At 52.0% G+C, this 20874-nt stretch carries 19 protein-coding genes; 11 read left to right on the forward strand and 8 right to left on the reverse strand.

From position 1 onward, the window contains the following. Window positions 1-113 precede the first annotated feature (113 nt). Complete coding sequence (locus B5E82_RS05540; RefSeq protein ID WP_087306583.1) at window positions 114-2315, reverse strand: ZmpA/ZmpB/ZmpC family metallo-endopeptidase-related protein; 2202 nt, start codon at window positions 2313-2315, stop codon at window positions 114-116. A gap of 240 nt (window positions 2316-2555) precedes the next feature. Between B5E82_RS05540 and B5E82_RS05545 the strand changes: the two genes are divergently transcribed. The 5 genes from B5E82_RS05545 to B5E82_RS05565 all read left to right on the forward strand — a co-directional run bounded on the left by B5E82_RS05545 (window position 2556) and on the right by B5E82_RS05565 (window position 4996). Continuing rightward, window positions 2556-3104: a GNAT family N-acetyltransferase gene (locus B5E82_RS05545; protein ID WP_087306584.1), complete on the forward strand. Its 549-nt coding sequence runs from the start codon at window positions 2556-2558 to the stop codon at window positions 3102-3104. A 2-nt stretch (window positions 3105-3106) separates the two neighbouring features. Continuing rightward, entirely contained in the window at window positions 3107-3610 is a 504-nt protein-coding gene (locus tag B5E82_RS05550; RefSeq protein WP_330398280.1) for a GNAT family N-acetyltransferase, read from the forward strand. A gap of 49 nt (window positions 3611-3659) precedes the next feature. After that, the gene (locus tag B5E82_RS05555; protein ID WP_087306585.1) at window positions 3660-3965 is read left to right on the forward strand and encodes a hypothetical protein; all 306 of its coding nucleotides are present in this window, start codon (window positions 3660-3662) and stop codon (window positions 3963-3965) included. A gap of 45 nt (window positions 3966-4010) precedes the next feature. Then, the gene (locus tag B5E82_RS05560) at window positions 4011-4358 is read left to right on the forward strand and encodes an LPS biosynthesis protein (RefSeq protein WP_087306586.1); all 348 of its coding nucleotides are present in this window, start codon (window positions 4011-4013) and stop codon (window positions 4356-4358) included. 182 nt (window positions 4359-4540) lie between these two features. After that, entirely contained in the window at window positions 4541-4996 is a 456-nt protein-coding gene (locus B5E82_RS05565; RefSeq protein WP_087306587.1) for a helix-turn-helix transcriptional regulator, read from the forward strand. Window position 4997: 1 nt separating this feature from the next. Here the strand turns inward: B5E82_RS05565 and B5E82_RS05570 are convergent, their stop codons facing one another. Further along, window positions 4998-5900: a helix-turn-helix transcriptional regulator gene (locus B5E82_RS05570; RefSeq protein WP_087306588.1), complete on the reverse strand. Its 903-nt coding sequence runs from the start codon at window positions 5898-5900 to the stop codon at window positions 4998-5000. 128 nt (window positions 5901-6028) lie between these two features. On the opposite strand from B5E82_RS05570, the gene B5E82_RS05575 reads away from it, so the two are divergent. The 5 genes from B5E82_RS05575 to B5E82_RS05595 all read left to right on the forward strand — a co-directional run bounded on the left by B5E82_RS05575 (window position 6029) and on the right by B5E82_RS05595 (window position 13508). Then, window positions 6029-8281 (forward strand): glycogen/starch/alpha-glucan phosphorylase, encoded by a 2253-nt coding sequence (locus B5E82_RS05575; protein WP_087306589.1) that lies wholly within the window; start codon window positions 6029-6031, stop codon window positions 8279-8281. 309 nt (window positions 8282-8590) lie between these two features. Then, entirely contained in the window at window positions 8591-9313 is a 723-nt protein-coding gene (locus B5E82_RS05580) for a sigma-70 family RNA polymerase sigma factor (protein WP_087306590.1), read from the forward strand. Next, complete coding sequence (locus B5E82_RS05585; protein WP_087306591.1) at window positions 9313-10338, forward strand: anti-sigma-I factor RsgI family protein; 1026 nt, start codon at window positions 9313-9315, stop codon at window positions 10336-10338. The genes B5E82_RS05580 and B5E82_RS05585 overlap by 1 nt, the downstream gene beginning before the upstream one ends. Window positions 10339-10651: 313 nt before the next feature. Next, window positions 10652-12016, forward strand: a complete 1365-nt coding sequence (locus B5E82_RS05590) for a PepSY domain-containing protein (protein ID WP_087306592.1) — start codon at window positions 10652-10654, stop codon at window positions 12014-12016. Between the two features lie 46 nt (window positions 12017-12062). Continuing rightward, on the forward strand, window positions 12063-13508 hold the full coding sequence (locus B5E82_RS05595) for a CotH kinase family protein (protein ID WP_087306593.1): 1446 nt from the start codon (window positions 12063-12065) through the stop codon (window positions 13506-13508). A gap of 97 nt (window positions 13509-13605) precedes the next feature. On the opposite strand, the gene B5E82_RS05600 is transcribed toward B5E82_RS05595, so the two are convergent. Beyond that, window positions 13606-14256: a hypothetical protein gene (locus B5E82_RS05600; RefSeq protein ID WP_087306594.1), complete on the reverse strand. Its 651-nt coding sequence runs from the start codon at window positions 14254-14256 to the stop codon at window positions 13606-13608. Between the two features lie 246 nt (window positions 14257-14502). Here B5E82_RS05600 and B5E82_RS05605 point away from each other — a divergent pair, with 246 nt between their 5' ends. Continuing rightward, window positions 14503-15537 carry a J domain-containing protein gene (locus B5E82_RS05605; protein WP_162610715.1) on the forward strand — a complete coding sequence of 345 codons (1035 nt, stop codon included), beginning with the start codon at window positions 14503-14505 and terminating at the stop codon, window positions 15535-15537. Between the two features lie 53 nt (window positions 15538-15590). Here the strand turns inward: B5E82_RS05605 and B5E82_RS05610 are convergent, their stop codons facing one another. The 5 genes from B5E82_RS05610 to B5E82_RS05630 all read right to left on the reverse strand — a co-directional run bounded on the left by B5E82_RS05610 (window position 15591) and on the right by B5E82_RS05630 (window position 20819). Continuing rightward, on the reverse strand, window positions 15591-16253 hold the full coding sequence (locus tag B5E82_RS05610; protein WP_087306596.1) for an HAD family hydrolase: 663 nt from the start codon (window positions 16251-16253) through the stop codon (window positions 15591-15593). Between the two features lie 160 nt (window positions 16254-16413). Then, on the reverse strand, window positions 16414-16908 hold the full coding sequence (locus B5E82_RS05615; RefSeq protein WP_087306597.1) for a hypothetical protein: 495 nt from the start codon (window positions 16906-16908) through the stop codon (window positions 16414-16416). A gap of 17 nt (window positions 16909-16925) precedes the next feature. Then, complete coding sequence (locus tag B5E82_RS05620; protein WP_087306598.1) at window positions 16926-17504, reverse strand: O-acetyl-ADP-ribose deacetylase; 579 nt, start codon at window positions 17502-17504, stop codon at window positions 16926-16928. After that, window positions 17501-18163: a vWA domain-containing protein gene (locus B5E82_RS05625; RefSeq protein ID WP_087306599.1), complete on the reverse strand. Its 663-nt coding sequence runs from the start codon at window positions 18161-18163 to the stop codon at window positions 17501-17503. Before B5E82_RS05625 ends, B5E82_RS05620 begins: the two co-directional genes overlap by 4 nt. A 172-nt stretch (window positions 18164-18335) precedes the next feature. Beyond that, complete coding sequence (locus tag B5E82_RS05630; protein ID WP_087306600.1) at window positions 18336-20819, reverse strand: Hsp70 family protein; 2484 nt, start codon at window positions 20817-20819, stop codon at window positions 18336-18338. Between the last annotated feature and the right edge of the window lie 55 nt (window positions 20820-20874).

Below are 20874 nucleotides of genomic sequence, written 5' to 3' on the forward strand. Positions count from 1 at the left end.
CCCTTGCTTGCTTCTTAGCATATCTCAACAAAATCAACCTTGTTTCAAATGGCTATTTTTCAATAGCTTGTTTCAGTGCGCCATTTTTCGGCTGGCCTCTACTTTCTTTCACACTAAGCTCTGTCATTAATGCGGTCTGTCTCTTTTATCTGCTCCCGGTTTGCCTCTGTAACATTGGTCATGCTGTCCGAGCCCCTGTATTCGTACACATTTTCCGCGTTATCAAGCACTGCAAAACCGGCAATCCGGTATCCGGCGCCTGTACTCATGCTCAGACAGTTCTTAATCCTGGGGCTTCCCGTATTCGGACCGCCAATCAGTCCGCCATTACCCTTCCGCGCCGGCGCGATCAGCCGTACCTGCGTAAAGCACTGCCGGATGGTTCCTCCTCCGTGCCATCCGGTGATGCCTCCCACTCTGGAACCCAGATTCCAGTGTTCGTAAGTCCCCTGCACTTTTCCTGTCACATAACAGTTTTCAATGACCGTATCAGAGCCTGCCGTCTTGCCGGCAATTCCTCCTGCTGCCACCAGCCCCTTCACCGACACATCGATGGAAGCGCTTTCCCGGATGACTGAATTGTTCAGTTCTCCCGTGAACGCTCCCAACCCATCCACTCCATTGGATATGGAAGAATCTACAACAAACACTCTTTCGATCACCGTCTGATTGTTCACCGCATTGGCAAGGATTCCTCTTCTCTGCGCTGTGACAGCCGCTCTTTCAATGACCAGGTCATGCACGCGGGCCTGATTCAGAGTATCAAACAGGGAAGTCTTCAGATTCAGAATCCGATATCCGTTTCCATCCAGTTCCCCGGTAAAGGCGCCCGCCACAGCCGCGGCTGCGTCAGAGATGCCGGAAGCGTCCAGGTCCTCTGTAAGCTCATAGTGTTCTCCCGGATTCGCGGCCATCTTCTGGAAAAGCTCTCGGGCGCTTGCGACCAGCGTATGATCCCCATCTTCATCTCTCCAGGCCAGTGGAAACGCATATTCCTCTTCCTTCGTTCCGTCCGGGTGGTAGAAGACCAGATCCTCCTGATCCAGAACTGCCCGCAGGATTCCCGTATCCGGGTCCTGCCGGAATCCCCTGATTCCTGCGTAAAGGTCAGGCAGGCCTTCCATCTCAATCACAGCATAATAATTTTCCGTATTCTCCGGCAGCCCCGCCGTAATATCCAGGACCTGTATCTCTTCTGTATTCCCCGCTTCATTTCTGTAATAAAGCCTGTTCTCTGTCACATTCTTCAGCTCAATCCCGCTGAGAGAAGCAGCCTCTTCTATTTTATAAACCAGCAGAGACAGATCTGTGATGGTGAGAGCCCCGTCTGAATTCAAATCCGCCTTCTCGTACTCCTTTCCGGACAGAAGCTCCAGCCCTGTCAGATGCTTTTTCAAAAGCGCCGCGTCCTGATAATCTGTCTGTCCGTCTCCATTCAGCTCCCCTTTATTTCCGGCGGCATAGATATTTCCGCAAAGGAGAGCTGCTGTCAGCCCTGCCGTTATCACTCCCGCAGCCACTGCCGGCAGCTTTTCGTAGCCGGCATACCCTTTTCCTTTTTTCCGGACCGCCATCCAGGCTGCGGCCGCCAATGCCGCGGCAGCGGCCAGTGCCAGCGCCAGATAGGACAGGACGCGTGTGCTGTCGCCTGTATGAGCGCTGTTCGTCAGGTGGAACGCATTGCTGCCACCGTTTTCATTCTCTCCATTATCCCAGCTGCTTCCGCTGTCTCCCTTATCGCCATTGTCTTGACTGCTTCCGCTGTTTTCCTTATCTCCATTGTCGGAGCCGCCTGTGGAAGCATCTGTTTCTTCCGGGACAGCCTCCAGCCTTACCGAAGCCTCCGCCGGAAACAGGTCTGCGCTGCCCTCTGAGACAGAGGCATCTTTCACCGTCACAGACACTTCTCCTGCCGGTATCGTCTCCTTCGCCGTAAGCTTCACTAAAAATGTCTCCTCCCCTCCGAAGCTTCCGGCTCTCTTTATCAGCACGAATTTTCCGTTATCAGGATTATAATAAAGATTTTCCCAGGAATTGAGCACTGCAAAATCTTCCTGTGATACTGTCTGAAACACTTCGGTATCGTAAACCAATGTCCCCATAAACGCGTTGATACCTCTGCTTATGCCTTCATATGCTTCCAGTGAAATCCGAAATTCCGTCTCCTGCCCTTTCCGAACCGTTGTTTCGCTGGATACCATCCCCAGTTTTCCCATGCCTGCCGCCCCTGCTTCTATTCCTCCCAGAAAGAAAACGGCTGCGGCGCCCCACACAGCCAGAAGCTTTTTGATGTTCTCCATTCCTGCTTTCCTCATTTTTCACTTCCTTTTCATCTCTGTCATTAAAGTATTCAGCCGCTCCGTCCGTCAGCCGCTTCGCCTTCCCCATGCTACCATCGGAATACATTTTATGTAAACACTGATATTCCTTCCAGAACAGGGAATTTCATACATGCCGGGATCTTTCCGTGATCTCTGTCCGCTCCAATTTATCATTAAGAATTGCTTTTCCCTGCAAAATACACTACAATGTCATCAGGAAAGGAAGAACGACTGATGACTGATACGACACTTACATTCCGCTTCGCAGAACGGAAAGATACCACTTTGATTCTCCGTTTTATCCGGGATCTGGCACGCTATGAAAAAATGGAAGATCAGGTAACCGCCACAGAATCCCTGCTGGAGGAATGGATTTTTGATAAGCAGAAAGCCGAAGTTCTCTTTGCCGTCGTTGAAGAAAAGGAAATCGGCTTTGCACTTTTCTTCCACAATTTCTCTACATTTCTGGGCAGAGCCGGAATCTATCTGGAAGATCTCTACGTAATGCCCGATTACCGGGGACACGGTTTTGGAAAAGCTATTCTCCAGAAGCTTGCCGCAATCGCAGTGGAACGGGGCTGCGGCCGTCTGGAATGGTGGTGCCTGGACTGGAATCGGCCCAGCATTGATTTTTACCTTTCTCTGGGCGCGGAGCCCATGGAAGACTGGACGGTATACCGAATCACTGGCAGCACCCTGGAAAGGCTTGCCGGAGAAAGCGGCGCCACCAGTCCCCGCGGAAGACTGACAATGCCTGCACACGAAAAAGAAGGTGAACTTTAGACATGCATTCAGACATGCAAATAGAGATTATTCCCGCGCTTGAGGCGGAACAAAAAGAAGCCGCCGTCCGGCTTTTCTCGGAATATACGGACATGCTGGCCGCCCACGACCCTTCCGTCCGGAATTATCTGGCCATCCAGAATTACGAAGACGAGCTGCTGCATCTGGATAAAAAATACGGGCTGCCCCAAGGCAGACTTTATCTGGCATACTGCGGCGGAGAGCCCGCCGGATGCATTGCCCTCCGAAAGCTGTCGGAAGAGGACTGCGAGATGAAGCGCTTCTTCGTGCGTCCCGCGTTTCGCGGAAGACACCTGGGCCGGAAGCTCATCGAAAAACTGGTGGAAAGCGCGCGGGAAATCGGCTACTCCCACATGCTTCTGGATACGCTGCCCTTTCTGGAGCATGCGGTCTCCCTCTACCGGGGCTTTGGATTCTACGAGATCCCCTGCTACAATGACAGCCCGGTAGAAAACACGATTTTTATGAAGCTGGATCTGGCATAGCAGCGGCATTTTCACCAGCATTTTTAAATATTTTTAAGGAGAGCTTACTATGGACTATATCCCCATGCTTGCCCTGGGAGCTATTTTTCTCGTTCTGGGCTGCTTCAACATCAAAGGAAATATTTCTTCTATCCACTGGTACAACCGGCGGAAGGTGCTGCCTGAAGACGTGCCTGCATATGGGAAAGCCATGGGAACGGGAACCGTCATTATGGGCGCGGCCCTGATGCTCACCGCCATCCTGCAGATATTTTTTGAAGCGGAAGGGCTGTATTATATCACCGTTGCCGGCGCCGTCATCGGCCTTGGCTTTATGCTGTACGGCCAGTTCAAATACAATCACGGTATTTTCTGACTGTTTACGGCCGCCGGCATATGGATGAAAATGGAGGGACTGCATATGATGATTGAAAACAATCCAAAAGAACTTGCTGCCATGAAGGAATTTCACAAGGGAAACCGGCCGGAAGGGCTCCGGCTGCAGGAAGAATTCGCGGCAGAATTCCGGGAGGAATACAAGGACAAGGACCACTGCCCCTGTAAAAAAGCCTGCCGCTATCACGGGAACTGCAAAGAATGCGTGGCAATTCACAGAGCCCACCAGGAACATGTGCCAAACTGCCTGCGGCCCATGCTGAATAAAAAGATAATGCTTTTGTCGGAGCTGACGGAGCACAGCCTTGCAGACGAAATCGAGCCTCCGAAAGAGGTTCTCCGCAAAGAATTTCAGGAGAAAGCCCCCGGCTGAGCTGCGCTCCGAACCCGGAACTGCTCTGTCAGAAAGCCGCGCAGAATAACGGCGGAAAATTGGAAGGAAAACGGGCGGAAATGCCGTTTCACACCGGCAGACTTTTTCCCGGAACTTTCCTATAATCTAACTGTTCAGAATGGAATCCATTTTATCTGAGAAAACATTGCGGAGGAAAACATATGACATTGGGAAATCATTTATACAACGCGCGGAAGAAGAGCGGCCTGTCTCAGGAGGATGTGGCTGCAAAGCTGGGAGTCAGCCGCCAGACCATCTCCAAGTGGGAACTTGACGAGACGCTTCCTGATATCCGCCAGGCCAAAAGACTGGCGGTCCTGTACCACCTGTCTCTTGACGAGCTCATCGATTTCGATATCGACGTAAAAGAAATCGAACGGGTAATCGAAAACACAAGCGAGGAGACCCAGAAGAAAATCGACTGGACGAAAGCCTGGAGCAAAAAATATCCGGTTCTCGGCGTTTACCGGCAGACCGTGGACGTGGAAAAATACGGGCGTGAACTTCAGAAACTTCTGGGGCAGCTCAAAATAGAATACGGCTACAACGATCTGGATGCCCTTCTGGTACTGAAGGATATTCTGGGACGCGTGTGGAACAAGAAGGAAAGAACCTGATTCAGTATCTCCGGGCGTCTCCGCCGCTCCCGTAAAGCCGGCGCTGCCTGCCCGGAGACTGACCGTATTTCCGCTTAAACAGGCGGTTGAAATAGGACAGATTGTCAAAGCCGCTCATCTGCGCAATCTCCAGAATGGAAGCGTCCGAGGTCTTAAGAAGACGCTCCGCAATCGTAAGACGGTAATCATTCAGATACTCGATAAAACTGATCCCCATATGCGTCCTGAAAAATTTCATGAAATGAGACTTGCTGTAAAAGGTCAGCGCCGCCATATCGTCTATGGTGATACGATCGGCATAATGCTCCTCCACATATTTCAGAATCGTTTTGATCTTTTCCAGCGGCCGGGACTGATACACCGGCGCCTGATTCTCCTGCCGGTAGAAAATCAGAAGAAACAGGAACTGGAACAGAAGCCCTTTTACCGCCAGCTGATACCCTTCCGGGCGCTTTTCGCAGAGCCGGTCTATGCGGCTGATGCAGTCTGAAAGCTCCAGAAAACCGGAAAAGGCCGGCGTGATAAAGGAGGCGCATCCAAGCTCTCCCCGCATCAGCGGTCCGATAAACCGCTCCGCACACAGATCCCCCTCTCCGGAAATGAGAAGTTCTTTCTTCAGAATGATATTTTCGTACTCCATTTTCTTCGTTCCGCTCTGTTCGATGGAGTGGAGCTGTCCCGGCCGGATAAAGACCATATCTCCGGCTCTGACAGCCTGCCTGTCAAAGTCTACAGAAATCGTCCCCTCTCCTTTCTGAATAACCACCATCTCAAGTTCTTCATGCCAGTGCAGCGGCACCTGAGTAAAATCAAGCGGTATGGAACAGAGGTAGGTATTGTAGGGAAAATCGGCCGACGTATGGGATTTCGCTTCATGGTAATTCTGGTATTCACTGAGATTCACAGACCTGTCTCCTTCCTTCAGATGATAGTATTGTACAATAACAGAACCGTATTTTGCAAGAAATTCGGGGAATCTCTGATTAGAATAGAGCATAGAAAGTTCGTACACATTTTGAAAGGAGATTTGCCATGGATATTCAGAAGAAACTGGAGCATTCCCTTGGAAAGCCTGTCTCTCAGGCTGAAAACAGAGAACTCTATTCCGCTCTCCTGTCTCTTGTTCAGGAAATGGCGGCAGACAGAGAACGGTTGGATGGAAAAAAGAAAGTTTATTACATTTCGGCAGAATTTCTGATCGGAAAGCTGCTCTCCAACAATCTGATTAATCTCGGTATTTACGGAGAGGTAAAGAAGATTCTGAAGGATAACGGAAAGGATCTGTGCCAGATCGAAGAGCTTGAGCCGGAACCCTCCCTGGGAAACGGCGGGCTGGGACGTCTGGCCGCCTGCTTCCTGGATTCCATCGCCACGCTGGGCCTGGCCGGAGACGGAATCGGACTGAACTACCATCTGGGACTTTTTAAGCAGGTATTTGAGAATCACCTCCAGAAGGAGACGCCGAACCCCTGGATCGAAGATCAGTCCTGGCTGAACCGGACTGACGTGACCTATCCCGTGGAATTCGGCGGTCTGAAGGTCACTGCGAGAATGTATGATATCGAGGTGACAGGCTACCATAACCGTACCAACCGCCTTCACCTTTTTGATCTGGATTCCGTAGATGATTCCATTGCAGCGGACGGAATCAATTTTAATAAGGAAGACATTGAAAAGAACCTGACTCTCTTCCTCTATCCGGACGACAGCGACGAACAGGGGCGGCTTCTGCGCATTTACCAGCAGTATTTCATGGTCAGCAGCGGCGCTCAGCTCATCCTGGATGAGTGCGTGGCCAGGGGATGCCAGCTCTATGATCTCCCTGACTACGCGGTGATCCAGATCAACGACACGCACCCGACCATGGTGATTCCGGAGCTGATCCGCCTGCTCACAGCCCGCGGCCTGGATATGGACACAGCCATCGACGTGGTATCCAGAACCTGCGCCTACACCAACCATACGATTCTTGCGGAGGCTCTTGAGAAATGGCCCATCGCTTATCTTAAGAAAGTCGTACCCCAGCTTGTGCCGATCATCGAGGTGCTGGACGACAGAGTAAGAAGAAAATTTGACGATGAAAGCACAGCCATCATCGACCGGAACGACACCGTCCATATGGCGCATATCGACATCCACTACAGCTTCAGCGTAAACGGCGTAGCCGCCCTGCACACCGAGATTCTGAAAAATTCAGAGCTTCACAACTTTTACCGGCTCTACCCGGAGAAGTTCAACAACAAGACGAACGGAATCACCTTCCGCCGCTGGCTTCTCCACTGCAATCCGCTCCTGACAGAATTTCTGGATGAAACTATCGGGGAAGGCTACAAAAAGGACGCGTCCGAGCTGGAAAAGCTGCTCGCGTACCAGGAGGACGAAACGGTGCTCGAAAAGCTTCTGGAAATCAAGCAGAAAAACAAGGAGGCTCTGAGCACATACCTGAAAGAAACACAGAAGCTGGAAATCAGCCCGGATACCATCTTTGATATCCAGATCAAACGTCTCCATGAGTATAAGCGCCAGCAGCTGAACGCCCTCTACATCATTGACAAGTACCTGGAAATCAAGGCCGGCAAGATTCCTGCCGCTCCCGTCACGGCGATTTTCGGGGCGAAAGCCGCTCCCGCCTATGTGATTGCCAAGGATATCATTCATCTGATCCTGTGCCTGCAGGAGATCATAAACAACGATCCGGAGGTCAGCCCCTGGCTCAAAGTCGTCATGGTGGAAAACTACAATGTGACGATGGCCGAAAAGCTGATCCCTGCCTGCGATATCTCCGAGCAGATTTCTCTCGCCTCCAAAGAGGCCAGCGGTACCGGAAACATGAAATTCATGCTGAACGGAGCCGTCACCCTCGGCACAGAGGACGGAGCGAATGTGGAAATCCATGAGTGCGTCGGCGACGATAACATCTTTGTATTCGGCGCTTCCAGCGACGAGGTCATCAGCCACTACGCGAAAGCCGACTACGTGGCCAGAGACTATTACGAACAGAATCCGGCCATCAAGGCTGCCGTCGACTTTATGACAGGAGAGGAAATGCTGAAAATCGGCTGCCGGGAAAATCTGGAGAGGCTGCAGAATGAGCTGATCGGAAAAGACTGGTTTATGACCCTTCTGGACTTCGATTCCTATAAGGAGACGAAGGAGCGGGCGCTTCAGGCATGGACCGACCGGAAGGCCTGGGCAAAGAAAGCCCTGGTCAATATCGCCAAAGCCGGTTTCTTCTCTTCTGACAGGACGATTGAAGAATACAACCGCGACATCTGGCATCTGTAAGACCCGCAGGCTGCTTATGCCGCATGACATCCCCGCCAGGATATCTCCTGTCTCTGAGACAGACTTCCCGGCGGGGATGTGTTTTACGTAAATTTTACCTGTTTTTCACCTATTCTTAATATTATCCGGTTCCAGTTCTTTCCGATATCCTGTATAATAAAGTTAATTGCAGGCTGCTTCAGAGGCATCGACACACACAGCTCTAAAAAGCGTGTGTGCCTTTGTTGATCCAAAGCAGAAATTTATTATGCAGCGGCCCCGGTTTTCAGAAGAACCGGCCGTATTCTATATACAGGGGGAAACTGTTGTATGAATGATGAACATAAAATCATCCAACAGGTATATGCAGCAAAAGAAGACATGGAGGCGGCCGACCGGCTGATCGGAACCTATATGCCGTTTATCAAGGCAGAAACCGCAAAATTTCTCAAACGCCCGCCCATGGAAGGACACGACGATGAACTGAGTATCGCCATGATCGCTTTTCACGAAGCCATCCGCGGATACTCCCGTTCCCGCGGCGCATTTCTGAAATACGCGGCCATGCTGATCAAAAGCCGTCTGATCGATTATCACCGGAGAGAACAGAAGCACAGCAATGTCATTTCTCTGGACACTCCCGCAGGCGAAGAAGACACGCCGCTGGGAGATACGATCGCGGACGAGGCCGATCACAACGAGAATCTCGTCATCCGGGAAGCCACACGAACGGAAATCGAGGAACTTACCAGACAGATGCAGGAGTTCGGCGTCAGCCTGACAGATGTGGCGGAGAACTGCCCGAAGCAGCAGAGGACGCTTCTGGCCTGCCGGAAAGCGCTCTGGTACGCCAAAGAACATCCCGAGCTTCTGGAAGAGCTCCTTCAGACAAAGCGCCTTCCCATCGCCCGCCTCTGCGAGGGCAGCGGCACGGAGCGCAAAACGCTGGAACGCCACAGGAAGTACATGGTCGCTCTTTTGCTGGTCTATACCAACGGATACGAAATTATACGCGGACATTTAACACAGGTAATGAAAGGAGTGGCAGTGTGATGAATTATATGGTTATGGAATGCCACCCCAGCTATGCAGTCCTTCTGGACGAAGAAGGCCGTTTTCTGAAAGCGGCCAACCTTCATTATAAAACAGGACAAATCGTACACGATCCGGTTCTGATGCAAGAAGAACCTGCGAAACAGCGGAATCTGATGCGCTGGGCCCGCAGCGGTATGGCTACGGCGGCAGCCTGCTTCCTGCTGCTGATTGGTTTCAATTATTATCAGAATAACGTTGTCTCCTACTCTTCCATCTATCTTACCATCAACCCGGAGATTCAGATGGACCTGAACCGTAAGGGCAGCGTCACCCGGCTGGAGGGAATCAACGAAGACGGTAAAACTCTGCTGGAAGGCTATGACGGAAAAGGCAAAGACAAAATTACTGTGACAGATGAGCTGATTGACCGGGCCATTGAAATGGGCTTTCTGTCCGAAGGAGGGCAAATCTCCTTCTCTATCGACGCTCCGGATGATGCCCTGATCCAGAAATACGGCGAGGAACTGCAGACAGAGGTGCTGAAATATCTGGAAAACCAGTTCACAATCACTGTTGAAATTACAAATTATCAGACAGGAGAAACCGAGAGTACCCAGAGCACCCAGCCTGCGCCGGAAACAGCCGCGCCGGCCGCGGACGATACGGATTACGGTCCGGGCAGCGACGGCGTCACCGATTACAATGACACGGATTACGGCCCCAATAACGACGGCGTCACCGATTACAATGATACCGATTACGGCCCCAATAACGACGGCGTCACCGATTACAATGATACCGACTACGGCCCCAATAACGACGGCGTCACCAATTATGACGACACCGATTACGGCCCCAATAACGACGGTGTCACCGACTATACGGCTCCGGCAGAATCCGTACCAGAGGCTCCCGCTTCCGACAGCTCAAATTACGGGGATTCGAATTATGATGACGGAGGCAGCAGCTACAGCTACAGCGACAGTGACGACGATGACAGCGATGATAACGACGGCGATGATGACGATGATGATGACGACTGAGATACCTTTCCCTTGCTTCCACATACAGGCGGGCGCGGCTTTGTCCGTGTCCGCCTGTATGTATGAAAGGCAGACTCGGCCCCCGCAGACTCTCCTGTAAACTGCCTTTTTATAATTTCAAAAATTTTTTTAAAAATTTTATTGATTACCCCGTTTTTCCAGATCGGCCGCCGTAATCTATAAGTGTAAGGTAAAAGAAAAGCGTTAGAAAATAAATCGCAATGCATTGTATAGAAAAAACGCTCAACTGTGAAAACTGCTCCCACAGACAACGGGAATCAAAAATTTTTTAAATCGAGAGGAGAAATAAACTATGAAGCTTAGAAGAACATTTTTGGTAACGGTCTCTTCCCTGGCACTTCTTTCCACCGCCCTTCTGACCGGCTGCGGCAGCCAGCAGACAGCAGCAGACAACAGTATCCAGACATCCACTGAGGAAATCGCGGCAGAGGCTCCCGCCGAGGCAGGAAGCACTGCTCTGGCAGAAACAGGAATCCTTGTATTGAGCGTCAACCCGGAGATTCAGATTGATTACGACAAAGAAGGCGTCGTCACCGCAATCACAGGAAGAAATGAAGACGGCAAAAAGATCGCGGAAGCCAGCCAGGATGAAATCGGCAAAAACTGCGACGAGGTACTCAAAAATCTGATTACAGAAATTCATTCCGCCGGCTACTTTGTAGAGGATATCGACGGCCATCAGAAAAACATCGTCGTTCAGATTGAGCCCGGTTCCGTGCTTCCCAGCGACGACTTTCTGGAGAACATGAGCGCCAGCACACAGAATGCTGTGAAGAACTTAAAGCTGACCTCCGATATCGTAACCATTGACGATGATGACTACGACCCGACCTACACCACAGCAGAAAAGCTCTCTCCCTATATCACTCTGGAGAAAGCAAAGGAAATCGCGCTGGCCCAGGCAGATGTCAATGCGGCTGACGCTGTATTCGACGACAAGGAATTTGACCACGATGACGGAACTGCCATCTTTGAGCTGGAATTCACCGCAGGCGGCGTAGAGTACGAATATGACGTGGACGCAGTAACCGGCAAGGTTCTGAAGGCAGAACACAAAGGCGGAGCACAGACTGGTTCTCAGACTGGTTCTCAGACCGGAACTCCGGCACAGACCTCCACAAGCAGTACCAACTACGACGACACTGACTATGGCCCCAACAACGACGGCGTGACTGACTACAACGACACCGACTACGGCCCCAACAATGACGGTGTAACGGACTACAACGATACCGACTACGGCCCCAACAATGACGGTGTGACTGACTACAACGATACCGACTACGGCCCCAACAATGACGGTGTAACGGACTACAACGATACCGACTACGGCCCGGGCAGCGACGGCGTGACTGACTACAACGACACCGACTACGGCCCGGGCAGCGACGGCGTGACTGACTACAACGACACCGACTACGGCCCCAACAACGACGGTGTGACGGACTACAATGACACCGACTACGGCCCGGGCAGCGACGGTGTAACCGACTACGGCAGCACCAACTATGACGACGGCGGCACTACCAACTACGATGACGGCAGCACCAACTATGACGACGGCGGCACTACTAACTACGATGACGGCAGCACCAATTACGGCAGCACCAACTATGACGATGGCGGCAGCAACTACAGCGATGACGATGACGACTGAGCAGAAAGCAGACTGACGCCCCACTCTTTCCCACGAGGCAGAAAAGATGAGAAAACGCTGGCATAACAACAAACTCTTCCTTTGTACGGCAAGCCTGTTCATACTGCTTATCGTTCTGCTGATATCCGGCGGGGAGCCTGTTCCTTCCGAGGCAGGCTCTCCGCCGGCCTATGCGTCGAAACTTTTTGACGACAGCCGGGTGCATACGATTGATATTCAGATTGACGACTGGGGCGGCTTTGTCCGAAACGCGGCAAAAGAAGAGTATGTATCCTGCGATGTCACCATCGACGGAGAGACCTTCCGCTACGTCGGCCTGCGGGCCAAAGGCAATAATTCCCTGCACCTGACAGAGGACTACGGGCTTTACCGCTACAGCCTTAAGCTGGAATTTGACCAGTACCGGGACGGCGGAAACTACTATGGGCTGGACAAATTTTCTCTGGACGCCTCTTTCCAGGACAACAGCTATCTGAAGACCTGCATGACCTATGACATGATGGAGTTCATGGGTGTACCCACGCCCCTGTGCAGCTTTGTTCAGGTCACGGTAAACGGAGAAGACTGGGGACTGTTTCTGGCCATAGAAGAACCGGAAGAGGCGTTCGCCCGCAGGAACTTCGGAAATGACCACGGCATTCTTTACAAGCCGGATTACCGCTCCCTGAATGACGAAAACGCCGACGTGGCGCTGAAATACATTGACGACAATCCGGACAGCTATCCCGGCATCTTCGACAATGCAAAATTCGAGCCCTCCGGCGCAGACAAGGAACGTCTGATCGAAGCCCTGAAAACCCTGTCCACGGGCGAGAATCTGGAGACAGCTGTCAATGTGGACGAAGTTCTCCGCTACTTTACCGTGCAGGTCTTCGTCATGAACTGGGACAGCTATATCGGACACACCGGCCACAACTATTTTCTCTATGAAGAGGACGGCGTCTTAAGCATCCTGCCCTGGGATTACAATCTTGCCTTCGGTACCTATGCGCTGGGGATGACAGACCCGATCAAGGACCCGGATATCCTGATCAATTATCCCATCCATACACCGGCAGAAGGGGAAATCATGCTGAACCGGCCTCTGTATCACAGGCTGATGCAGAATGACGAATATTTTGCTCTGTACCGCGCATATTTTGACCGGTTCCTTTCGGAATATTTTGAAAGCGGCTTATTTGAAAAGACAATTCAGGAAAAAGCAGCTCTGATCGCCCCCTATGTCCAAAAGGACCCCACTGCCTTCTGCTCTTATGAAGACCACCGGCTGGCGGTCGAGACTCTGGAACAGGTCTGCCTGCTCCGGGCGGAAAGCATCCGGGGACAGCTGGAAGGCACGATTCCCGCAACGCTGCGGGAACAGGCAGAACAGCCAGACGCAGGAGTCGATGCCTCCGCTGTCTGCCTGGAAGATCTGGGCGACTTTGATGATCTGAAAAACGCAAAAGAAAAGCAGACCGAAGCCCTGGAACGCGTTCTCCTGTCTCAGTAACGGTTCCGGCCCGGCCTGCAGGGGGCCTGATATGGATTCGCCCGATATTCATTCACACGGACAGCCGCGCGTGCTGTCCGTTTTCTGCGGCCGCCTGTCACATCGGACAGATATGATTGGCAGGAACCACAAAGGCAAAGAGATTCTTCTTCTCCGGCACCATACGGATATTCACATATCTGCCAACCGCGAGATTTTCCAGAACCCTGTCGTTGAGATACATCCGCCTTCTGGCTGTGGAGCTTTCCCTGTCCGCGCTGAAAAAGCGGATCGTGATCTCTGCTTCCCGCTCGCCGCGTTCCTCGTTTCCGGTGAGGCGTAAGCTTTCCAGCAGGGCTTTTTTGTCCACTCCGTTCCGGTTGATCTCCCGGCGCTCCTCCAAAGGCGTGCTGCCAGGATGCTTGCTGTATTCGTGCCTGTCAAGAAGTTCCTGTATCCGCGCCGCGTCCGGATATCTGTCAAAAACGGCCTGAGCCCTGTTTTTCGGGTTATAACGGAGGGGAACCGCCGCTCCTGGCACGAGCAGAGGGAGCTGATGCCCCGGAACCAGGCGCTTCAGTGAAGTCTGAAAATAATTTCCCTCCTCATCCAGCGCGTTTACCAGAATCAGTATCTGCGGAACATGCTGTACCACTTTCCCTGTGCGGCGTACTTCACTGATAAATCCCACTGTCTGAACCGTACATTTCTGTCTGTAGGCCCGGCGGCCCGCCGCGAATCTGCCGAATAAAAAGCCGTAAACATCCATCTCTTTTCTCTCCCTCTTCAGCCGGCTGATAACACAATCTCAAAATTCTCTGTATTTCTCTGCTATTATACGGCCTTCTATGAAAAAAGAGCTACCCGGTTTCGGTTAAAAATATGTAAAATAATGACCTGGTTTCCGATCTCCCCCATTGCCCCTCCTCATCCTGTGAGCTATACTGTATCTGGCGTCAGTGAGCCAAAGGGCAATACGTTCAAAAACAGCTTTCTATTTGTGAGGAGATTCACTGTGACTATAAAAGAAGCTTATCAGAGCCTTGGGATTCCCGTTGGAACAGATTTTTATGAAATAAAAAAAAGATACCGCCAGCTTATGCTGCAGGTACACCCGGACTCCTGCGAACCGTCCATGTCCCGCGCTCCATCCGTATCCTGCGCTCAGGAGATCACCGCAGCCTATTCTGTTCTGAAGCGAAGCGTTTCCGGCAGCAGTACCTCCGTTTTACAAAAAGGACGTGAAACGGCCCGGAACGATCGCAAAACCGGCCCGGAGGAGAAACGGTACAACTGGAACGCCCCTGTCAACGAACATGCGTACAGAGAACGGGAAATCTATCATTACGCAGAAGATTCTGAAGGAACCATTCTCGGAAGTTTCTGCATCGCCCGGGGAAAATATCTGTGGACCACAGAAGAAGACTTTTCATTATTTCTGCTCAGTATAGCCCGGTGCGGAAATGAACTGCTGGACGAACTCGACCATAAGCCTGATTCCCAAAGAGACGCCGCCTCTTTCTCCCATGGCCGGCAGCGCTCCCAAATACTTGCAGAGCTGGTCTATCTTCTGGCTCAGCAGTTTATCGACGGGACCTCTCTTCTGCGTGAGCTTTCCGGCCGGGAAACGCGCGATAAAAGCGGAAATCCTGTCTTTTATCTTCCGGCTATGCTGGAACTGGCTCCGCTTTCTCCTGTCCCGGAAGCCGGCGGAGTTCTCTGTCCCTCCCGGCTGCAGAATCACAGACTGTATCTGAAAAATCAGTCCGGCCTGGAACTGGGATACCTTTCGTTTCCGGACGACCGCCTGTATTATGTCGTGATCCCGCTCTTCGAACAGCGGAAAGCCCAGGTCCGGATACAGCTTGCAGAAACGGAATCCGGAGAAACCGGGACCGGAAAAACTCAGCGGCGGCAGAAAAAAGACACCGGCGGATACCGGCGTCTTCATCTCTGGATAAAACTGCCTTTTGACAGGGGGAGCGGCATGCCCGAAAATCTGAACCTGCAAATCGAACAGCTTCTGGACCGCTGCCGGCAAAGCCTGTGACAGACGCCGCAGAGCACGCACCGCCAATGCGGCATGGAAAGAACAGAGCCTCCTTATTCTTTCCGCGCAGGCTGTCCGATACAGCGGCGCAGATCTTCCACTGTCTCCGCAATCTGCATGGCTCCGGCCTCCTCAAGCTCCTCACGGCTTCCGTAGCCATAGAGCACGCCAATGGAATCCAGGCCATTTGCCTTCGCGCCCTGGATGTCGTTTTCCCGGTCTCCCACCATCACGACTCCGGATAAATCCTGAATGCCCGCCCGGTCCAGAGCATAGCGGATCACATCGCTTTTCTCCACCCTGCTGCCGTCCATGGTGGCTCCGGCGATGATATCAAAATAAGAATCCATATGAAAATATTCCAGCACATGAATGGCGGAAGGTTCCGGCTTCGAAGTGGCTACAATGGCGCGCCGGCCTGTGTCCCGAAGCCATTTCAGCAGCTCTTCCATCCCATCATATACCTGATTTTCATAAATGCCCTTTGTGAGATAGTACTCCCGGTAATACTGAATTGCCTGCACGCATTTTTCCTTCGAAAACCCGTAGTATTTCGCAAAGGAAGCATCCAGCGGCGGCCCTACGAATTTTCTGAGGACATTGATATCTTTTTCTTCTATGTTCCATTTTTTCAGCGCATATGCTACGGAATTTGTGATGCCGGGACCGGAATCTGTCAGGGTTCCGTCCAGATCAAACAGGATGGTATGGTACATGTGCGGTTCCTCCGTATATTTTTTGTCCTTATTTTACACGGAAACAAATCAAATGACAAGCGGAGCATGGAGCAAAAAAGCAGGGCCGCAGCGGCTGATATTCCCTGTCTTGTACCGGCCAGCCGCTCGTCCTGCTGTCTTTTCTATTCTTTTTCCTTTTTTACCTTCTTTTCCACCAGCCCTTTATCCAGGACCGCCGGGATTTTTTCGGAGGCTCTGCCGGCTGCGGAGGTCTTACCGGTTCTCTCACCACAGGCGGTTCCAGATAGCGTTTTATTCCCACCTTATATACACGGAAGGGTCCGATATAATTTCCGTCCAGATCCAGCAGGGCATATAAGGTGATTTCTTCATCCGGAGTCATGCCGAAGCCGTCCTCATCCGCCCAGTACATTCCGTCTGGCTGAACCTGCCAGCGAATGATATAGCTGTGCTCGTCAAATTTCCCAAATTCTGTCCGGTAGCGGATCACTGGCTCCAGGCAGCCCTCTTCTGTAAGATGCGACGTCCATTCTTTCTCCTTCACGATCCCCGGGAAACCGACAAATCGTCCTGTCTTATCCGTAATCGCTTTTTGCCGGCCGGTCCGGTCGCTGGTAAAGATAATTTCCGGATTCTCCCTCAAACCATAGCTGTAAGAATGCGAAAAACCCATAAGCTCCCTCCTCTCTGTCAGTCTTCAGCAGCAGGGCCGTCCTCGGCTGCCGCCCCGGACTTTTCCAGTTCTTCCAGAACACAATCGTATACGCGCCGGTCCACGCAGGAAAACACCACTTCCATCCGCTGATCCGGATTAGCCTTCAGCCATCTCTGCACTGTTCTCACGGCAATTTCCGCCGCTTCCTTTTTCGGAAAATGGTAAATTCCTGTAGAGACAGCCGGAAAGGCAATAGAACGAATCCCATGTTCCTTCGCCAGCTCCAGACAGTTTTTGTAGCAGACAGCCAGCAATCCCTCATCGTCCCGCCCATAGACAGGGCCCACCGTATGGATGACATATCTGGCCGGAAGCCTGTAGCCTCCGGTGAGCTTCGCCTGTCCCGTATCGCAGCCGCCCAGCGTCCTGCACTCCTCCAGCAGCCCCGGTCCTGCCGCCCTGTGAATCGCACCGTCCACGCCACCTCCGCCCAGCAGGGTCTTGTTGGCGGCGTTTACAATGCAGTCCACCTCCAGACGGGTGATATCTTCATTTGTAAGCAGAATTCCCTTTACCGGTCCGAACCTTTTGATTTCCTCTGCAGCAGTTCTCATGAGTCTCCTCCTCTTTCCTTTACATCTTTCTCGAGCTCCCTCTTCCATTCCGCGCCGACCGCCGATCCTCCGGGCGCGTTCCGCAAGCTGGAAACTGCTCCTCCGACTGCCCCGAAGCTTCTGGCAATTCCCTTGCTGTCATTGACATAAGACGACGCCCTGTCTGCCCCGATGCCAAAGCGCCGGGCTTCCTTCACCGCGTCCATATTTGCTCCCAGAAACAGGAATTCCCAGTCCCGCTCTGCCTTCAGGCGTTCCAGAAGTCCTTTTACCTTGTCATAGCTGTATTCCCTGCTGGAATTTTCATAGCCGTCTGTAATGATGACCACGATCACCTTTCCGGCCTTCTGATCCTCTGTAAGCGCTTTCTGTACGGCAGCCATCCGGTTCACCGTATCTCCGATGGCATCCAGAAGAGCCGTCATGCCGCCGACCCTGTATTCACGATCCGTCAGCGCCTTTACTTCTTCAATCGGCACTCTGTCATGCAGCAGGCTGATATCGCTGCTGAACAGCACCGTAGTCACATTGGCGCTGCCCGGCTCTTTCTTCTGCTTTTCCAGCATGCTGTTGTAGCCGCCGACAGTATCCGCCTCCAGTCCCTGCATGGAACCGCTCTTATCCAGAATAAATACAAGCTCTGTCAAATCTTTTCTCATTTTTCTTTCCCTCCCTGCGTTCTGTGATTGTACTCTGCTCAGCCAGACTTCCGGTTTCCTACTCTTCCGGTCTGCTGATGAAATAAGCTTAGCACACAAAAAGCCTGATGCGGACATCCTGGTATTTTTAAGCTACAGAAGGGAAGTTTTCCGAAAATATCTCTGGTATGCTCTAAAGCATCTTCCATTTTATCAGTCCGTTTTGCCGCATGACCGATGGCGGCACTGGCTCTGCTTTCCGGAAAAAGAGGCCTTTTGTCTTCTTTTCTCCGCTATTATAGCTGATTACGCATATAGAATATATCAAATCACCATTCTTTCTGACGCCTGCTGCGCAGAGGGTCTCTTTGCCACCTCCCGCCTGCTGATACAGCTTTACCGCCAGAATATCCCGCCATTCCCGGATCTGTTCTTTCAAAATGCCTGTGCCTTCCACTCTTCCATCCTTCCGCAGCCCAAGCATCTGGCCTCCTCCCGGGCTGACAGCAATCGATGAAATTTCACTCCACTGATACAGCTCCCTCTCTGCCTCTTCTGTTCTCCTGCCGGCTATAGCCACAGTTCCATTCCTGCGGATACCCGCCACCGTATTCTGGAGACAGAATATCTTTTCTATATTTCCCCAGGATGCTGTCTGTGAAATAAGTTTCCGAATGAGCTCTCTGTCCGCAAAACGCCCGCCTGACGGTATGATTTTTACCATCCCGTTTTCCAGAATGGCCGCTGCCATGCTCAGGCTGGCATCTATCGCCCGTACTTTTTCATGCGCAAGGCTATTTTCGTATTTCCATTCCTCTCCGTTATCATTCAGAAGCACACAGGATCTGTCTTTTCTCCACCCAATCAGCCAGTTGTTCTTATAATCAATGTCTGTGATTTCTTTCCACTGACTGATAACATTCCAGAGTCCCCTGTCTTTTCGCTGCTGGCTCAGATTTCCGAGGCTGTCCTTCTCATAATATTTCACTGTCACCACAGTGCCGTCTTTCTTAAGGCCAAACGGCCGCGCCAACATCAAAGTTCCGTAATCATAATTCACGATCTTCACAATGTCTGACCAGAGCTCCTGGCCTTTGAGCTGAAACTCTCCGGCCCGGCTGAGCGCTGCAATTTCTTTTACTGCCTTCGGGACGTCTTCTCCTGAAACGCTGCTGCACATATGGTATCTGTCCCAGTTATCTGCCAATATCTGAGTATCTTCCACAATCTTAGAGCCGTAGTTTTTCAGCGCTGCCTTCTGCAGTATTCCTTTTGCATCCAGAGCCGCAATCTGAATATCACTGCTTCCGGCGCTGCGGTTTCTATAAATATCAAACCGTTTCCCTATATCTTCCGAATCCGGCCCGCCCTTTGCAGAAGAAGTTCCTTTCTCATCCGACCCGGCCTTTACCGGGAGAGCGCCTTTCTCATCCGGCTCAGCCTGTACTGAAGGAGCCTCTTTCTTATTCGGTTTCAGTTCTGCCGACATAGGCGTATACACCAGGCCCAGCGCCACCGTCTCCTGGGGCCTCGTCACAGGAATCACCCGCTCTGGATTCTCTGCAATCTTCGGAAGCAGCTCCCCGCAGATCTCAGGCATCCTCCCTGTCAGCATCTCCTTTACAAAATACCACTGGCTGTGGCCGCCGGTCAGGAGCACCAGCTCGATGTCCCGGGCGGCGGCACCGGCCGCATTGACGCATCCGTTCACCAGCTCCGGAAACTTTTTCAGATATTCTGCCGCGTTTTCTTCAAAAACACTGCGCGTCAGTCCATAGGGCTCCATCTCCAGATCCAGAAGTTCTGTGATCAAATCCAGATCGGCAAAGCCCTCCACCCGCTCGTTTCGGGCCAGGGCCGGCGAAACGACCATCTCCTTCCAGGTCTTGAACTTGTCGAAACCGCACCGCTTCAAAACCATGCCGGCCATGTCCTCCGGCAGCTTTTCCCGGATATAATCCTGCAGAAGCATTTCCACCTCCTGGCCGCCGAACAGGATATCACCGCTTACGGGCCATGTGGACAGAATCTCCGTCTCTGCCCGTTCCCCTGGCGTGTAGCGGCAGAGCACCAGATCGGTCGTACCCGCTCCCATATCAATCAAAAGAACCGTACAGGATTTTCCTTCTTTCAAATATCCCCTTTTCTGCAGGTAATCCTGGCTCTGAAGCGTCACCGCATGGATCGCCGCCTGTGCCTCGTCCATCCCCTCTACCCTGGGAAAACCCGCCTTTTCCGCCGCTTCCACCATAAACCTTTTTGTATCCGCACTCCATTTGACCGGATAGCTGATCAGAGTACGCTCCTGATCGTCCGCGTCTCCCAGATGACCGCCCTCGCTCTGAGCTCTGTAGACTGCCGCAAGATAAACCAGGAATTCCTGCGTCAGTTCCCGGGCTTCCTGTCTCCTTTTCTCATCCGGGCTCTCCAGATCTGTCTTGAAGCCGTGAAACAATATAGCCTTTTTCTTCGCCACCTGCGCGTCATAACCATAATATGCAGTGTCCCCGGTCCGCTGAATCAGCGTAGGCACAGTCGGGTATGTCCCGTTGAAAATGACGGAATTCGTATCCAGAACACTTCCGCCTTCCACAGGCATCCCGTCTTTGTACCGTTTTACGCGCACGACAGAGGTGCTTGTTCCAAAATCAATTCCTATGATACGTTCTGCCGCCATTTTCTTTCACTCGCTTTCTAATATTTCTTTTTCCCCTGATTCCCCTGAAGCTGCG

The sequence above is a fragment of the Lachnoclostridium sp. An138 genome (assembly GCF_002160765.1).
Lineage (GTDB): Bacteria > Bacillota > Clostridia > Lachnospirales > Lachnospiraceae > Laedolimicola > Laedolimicola faecalis.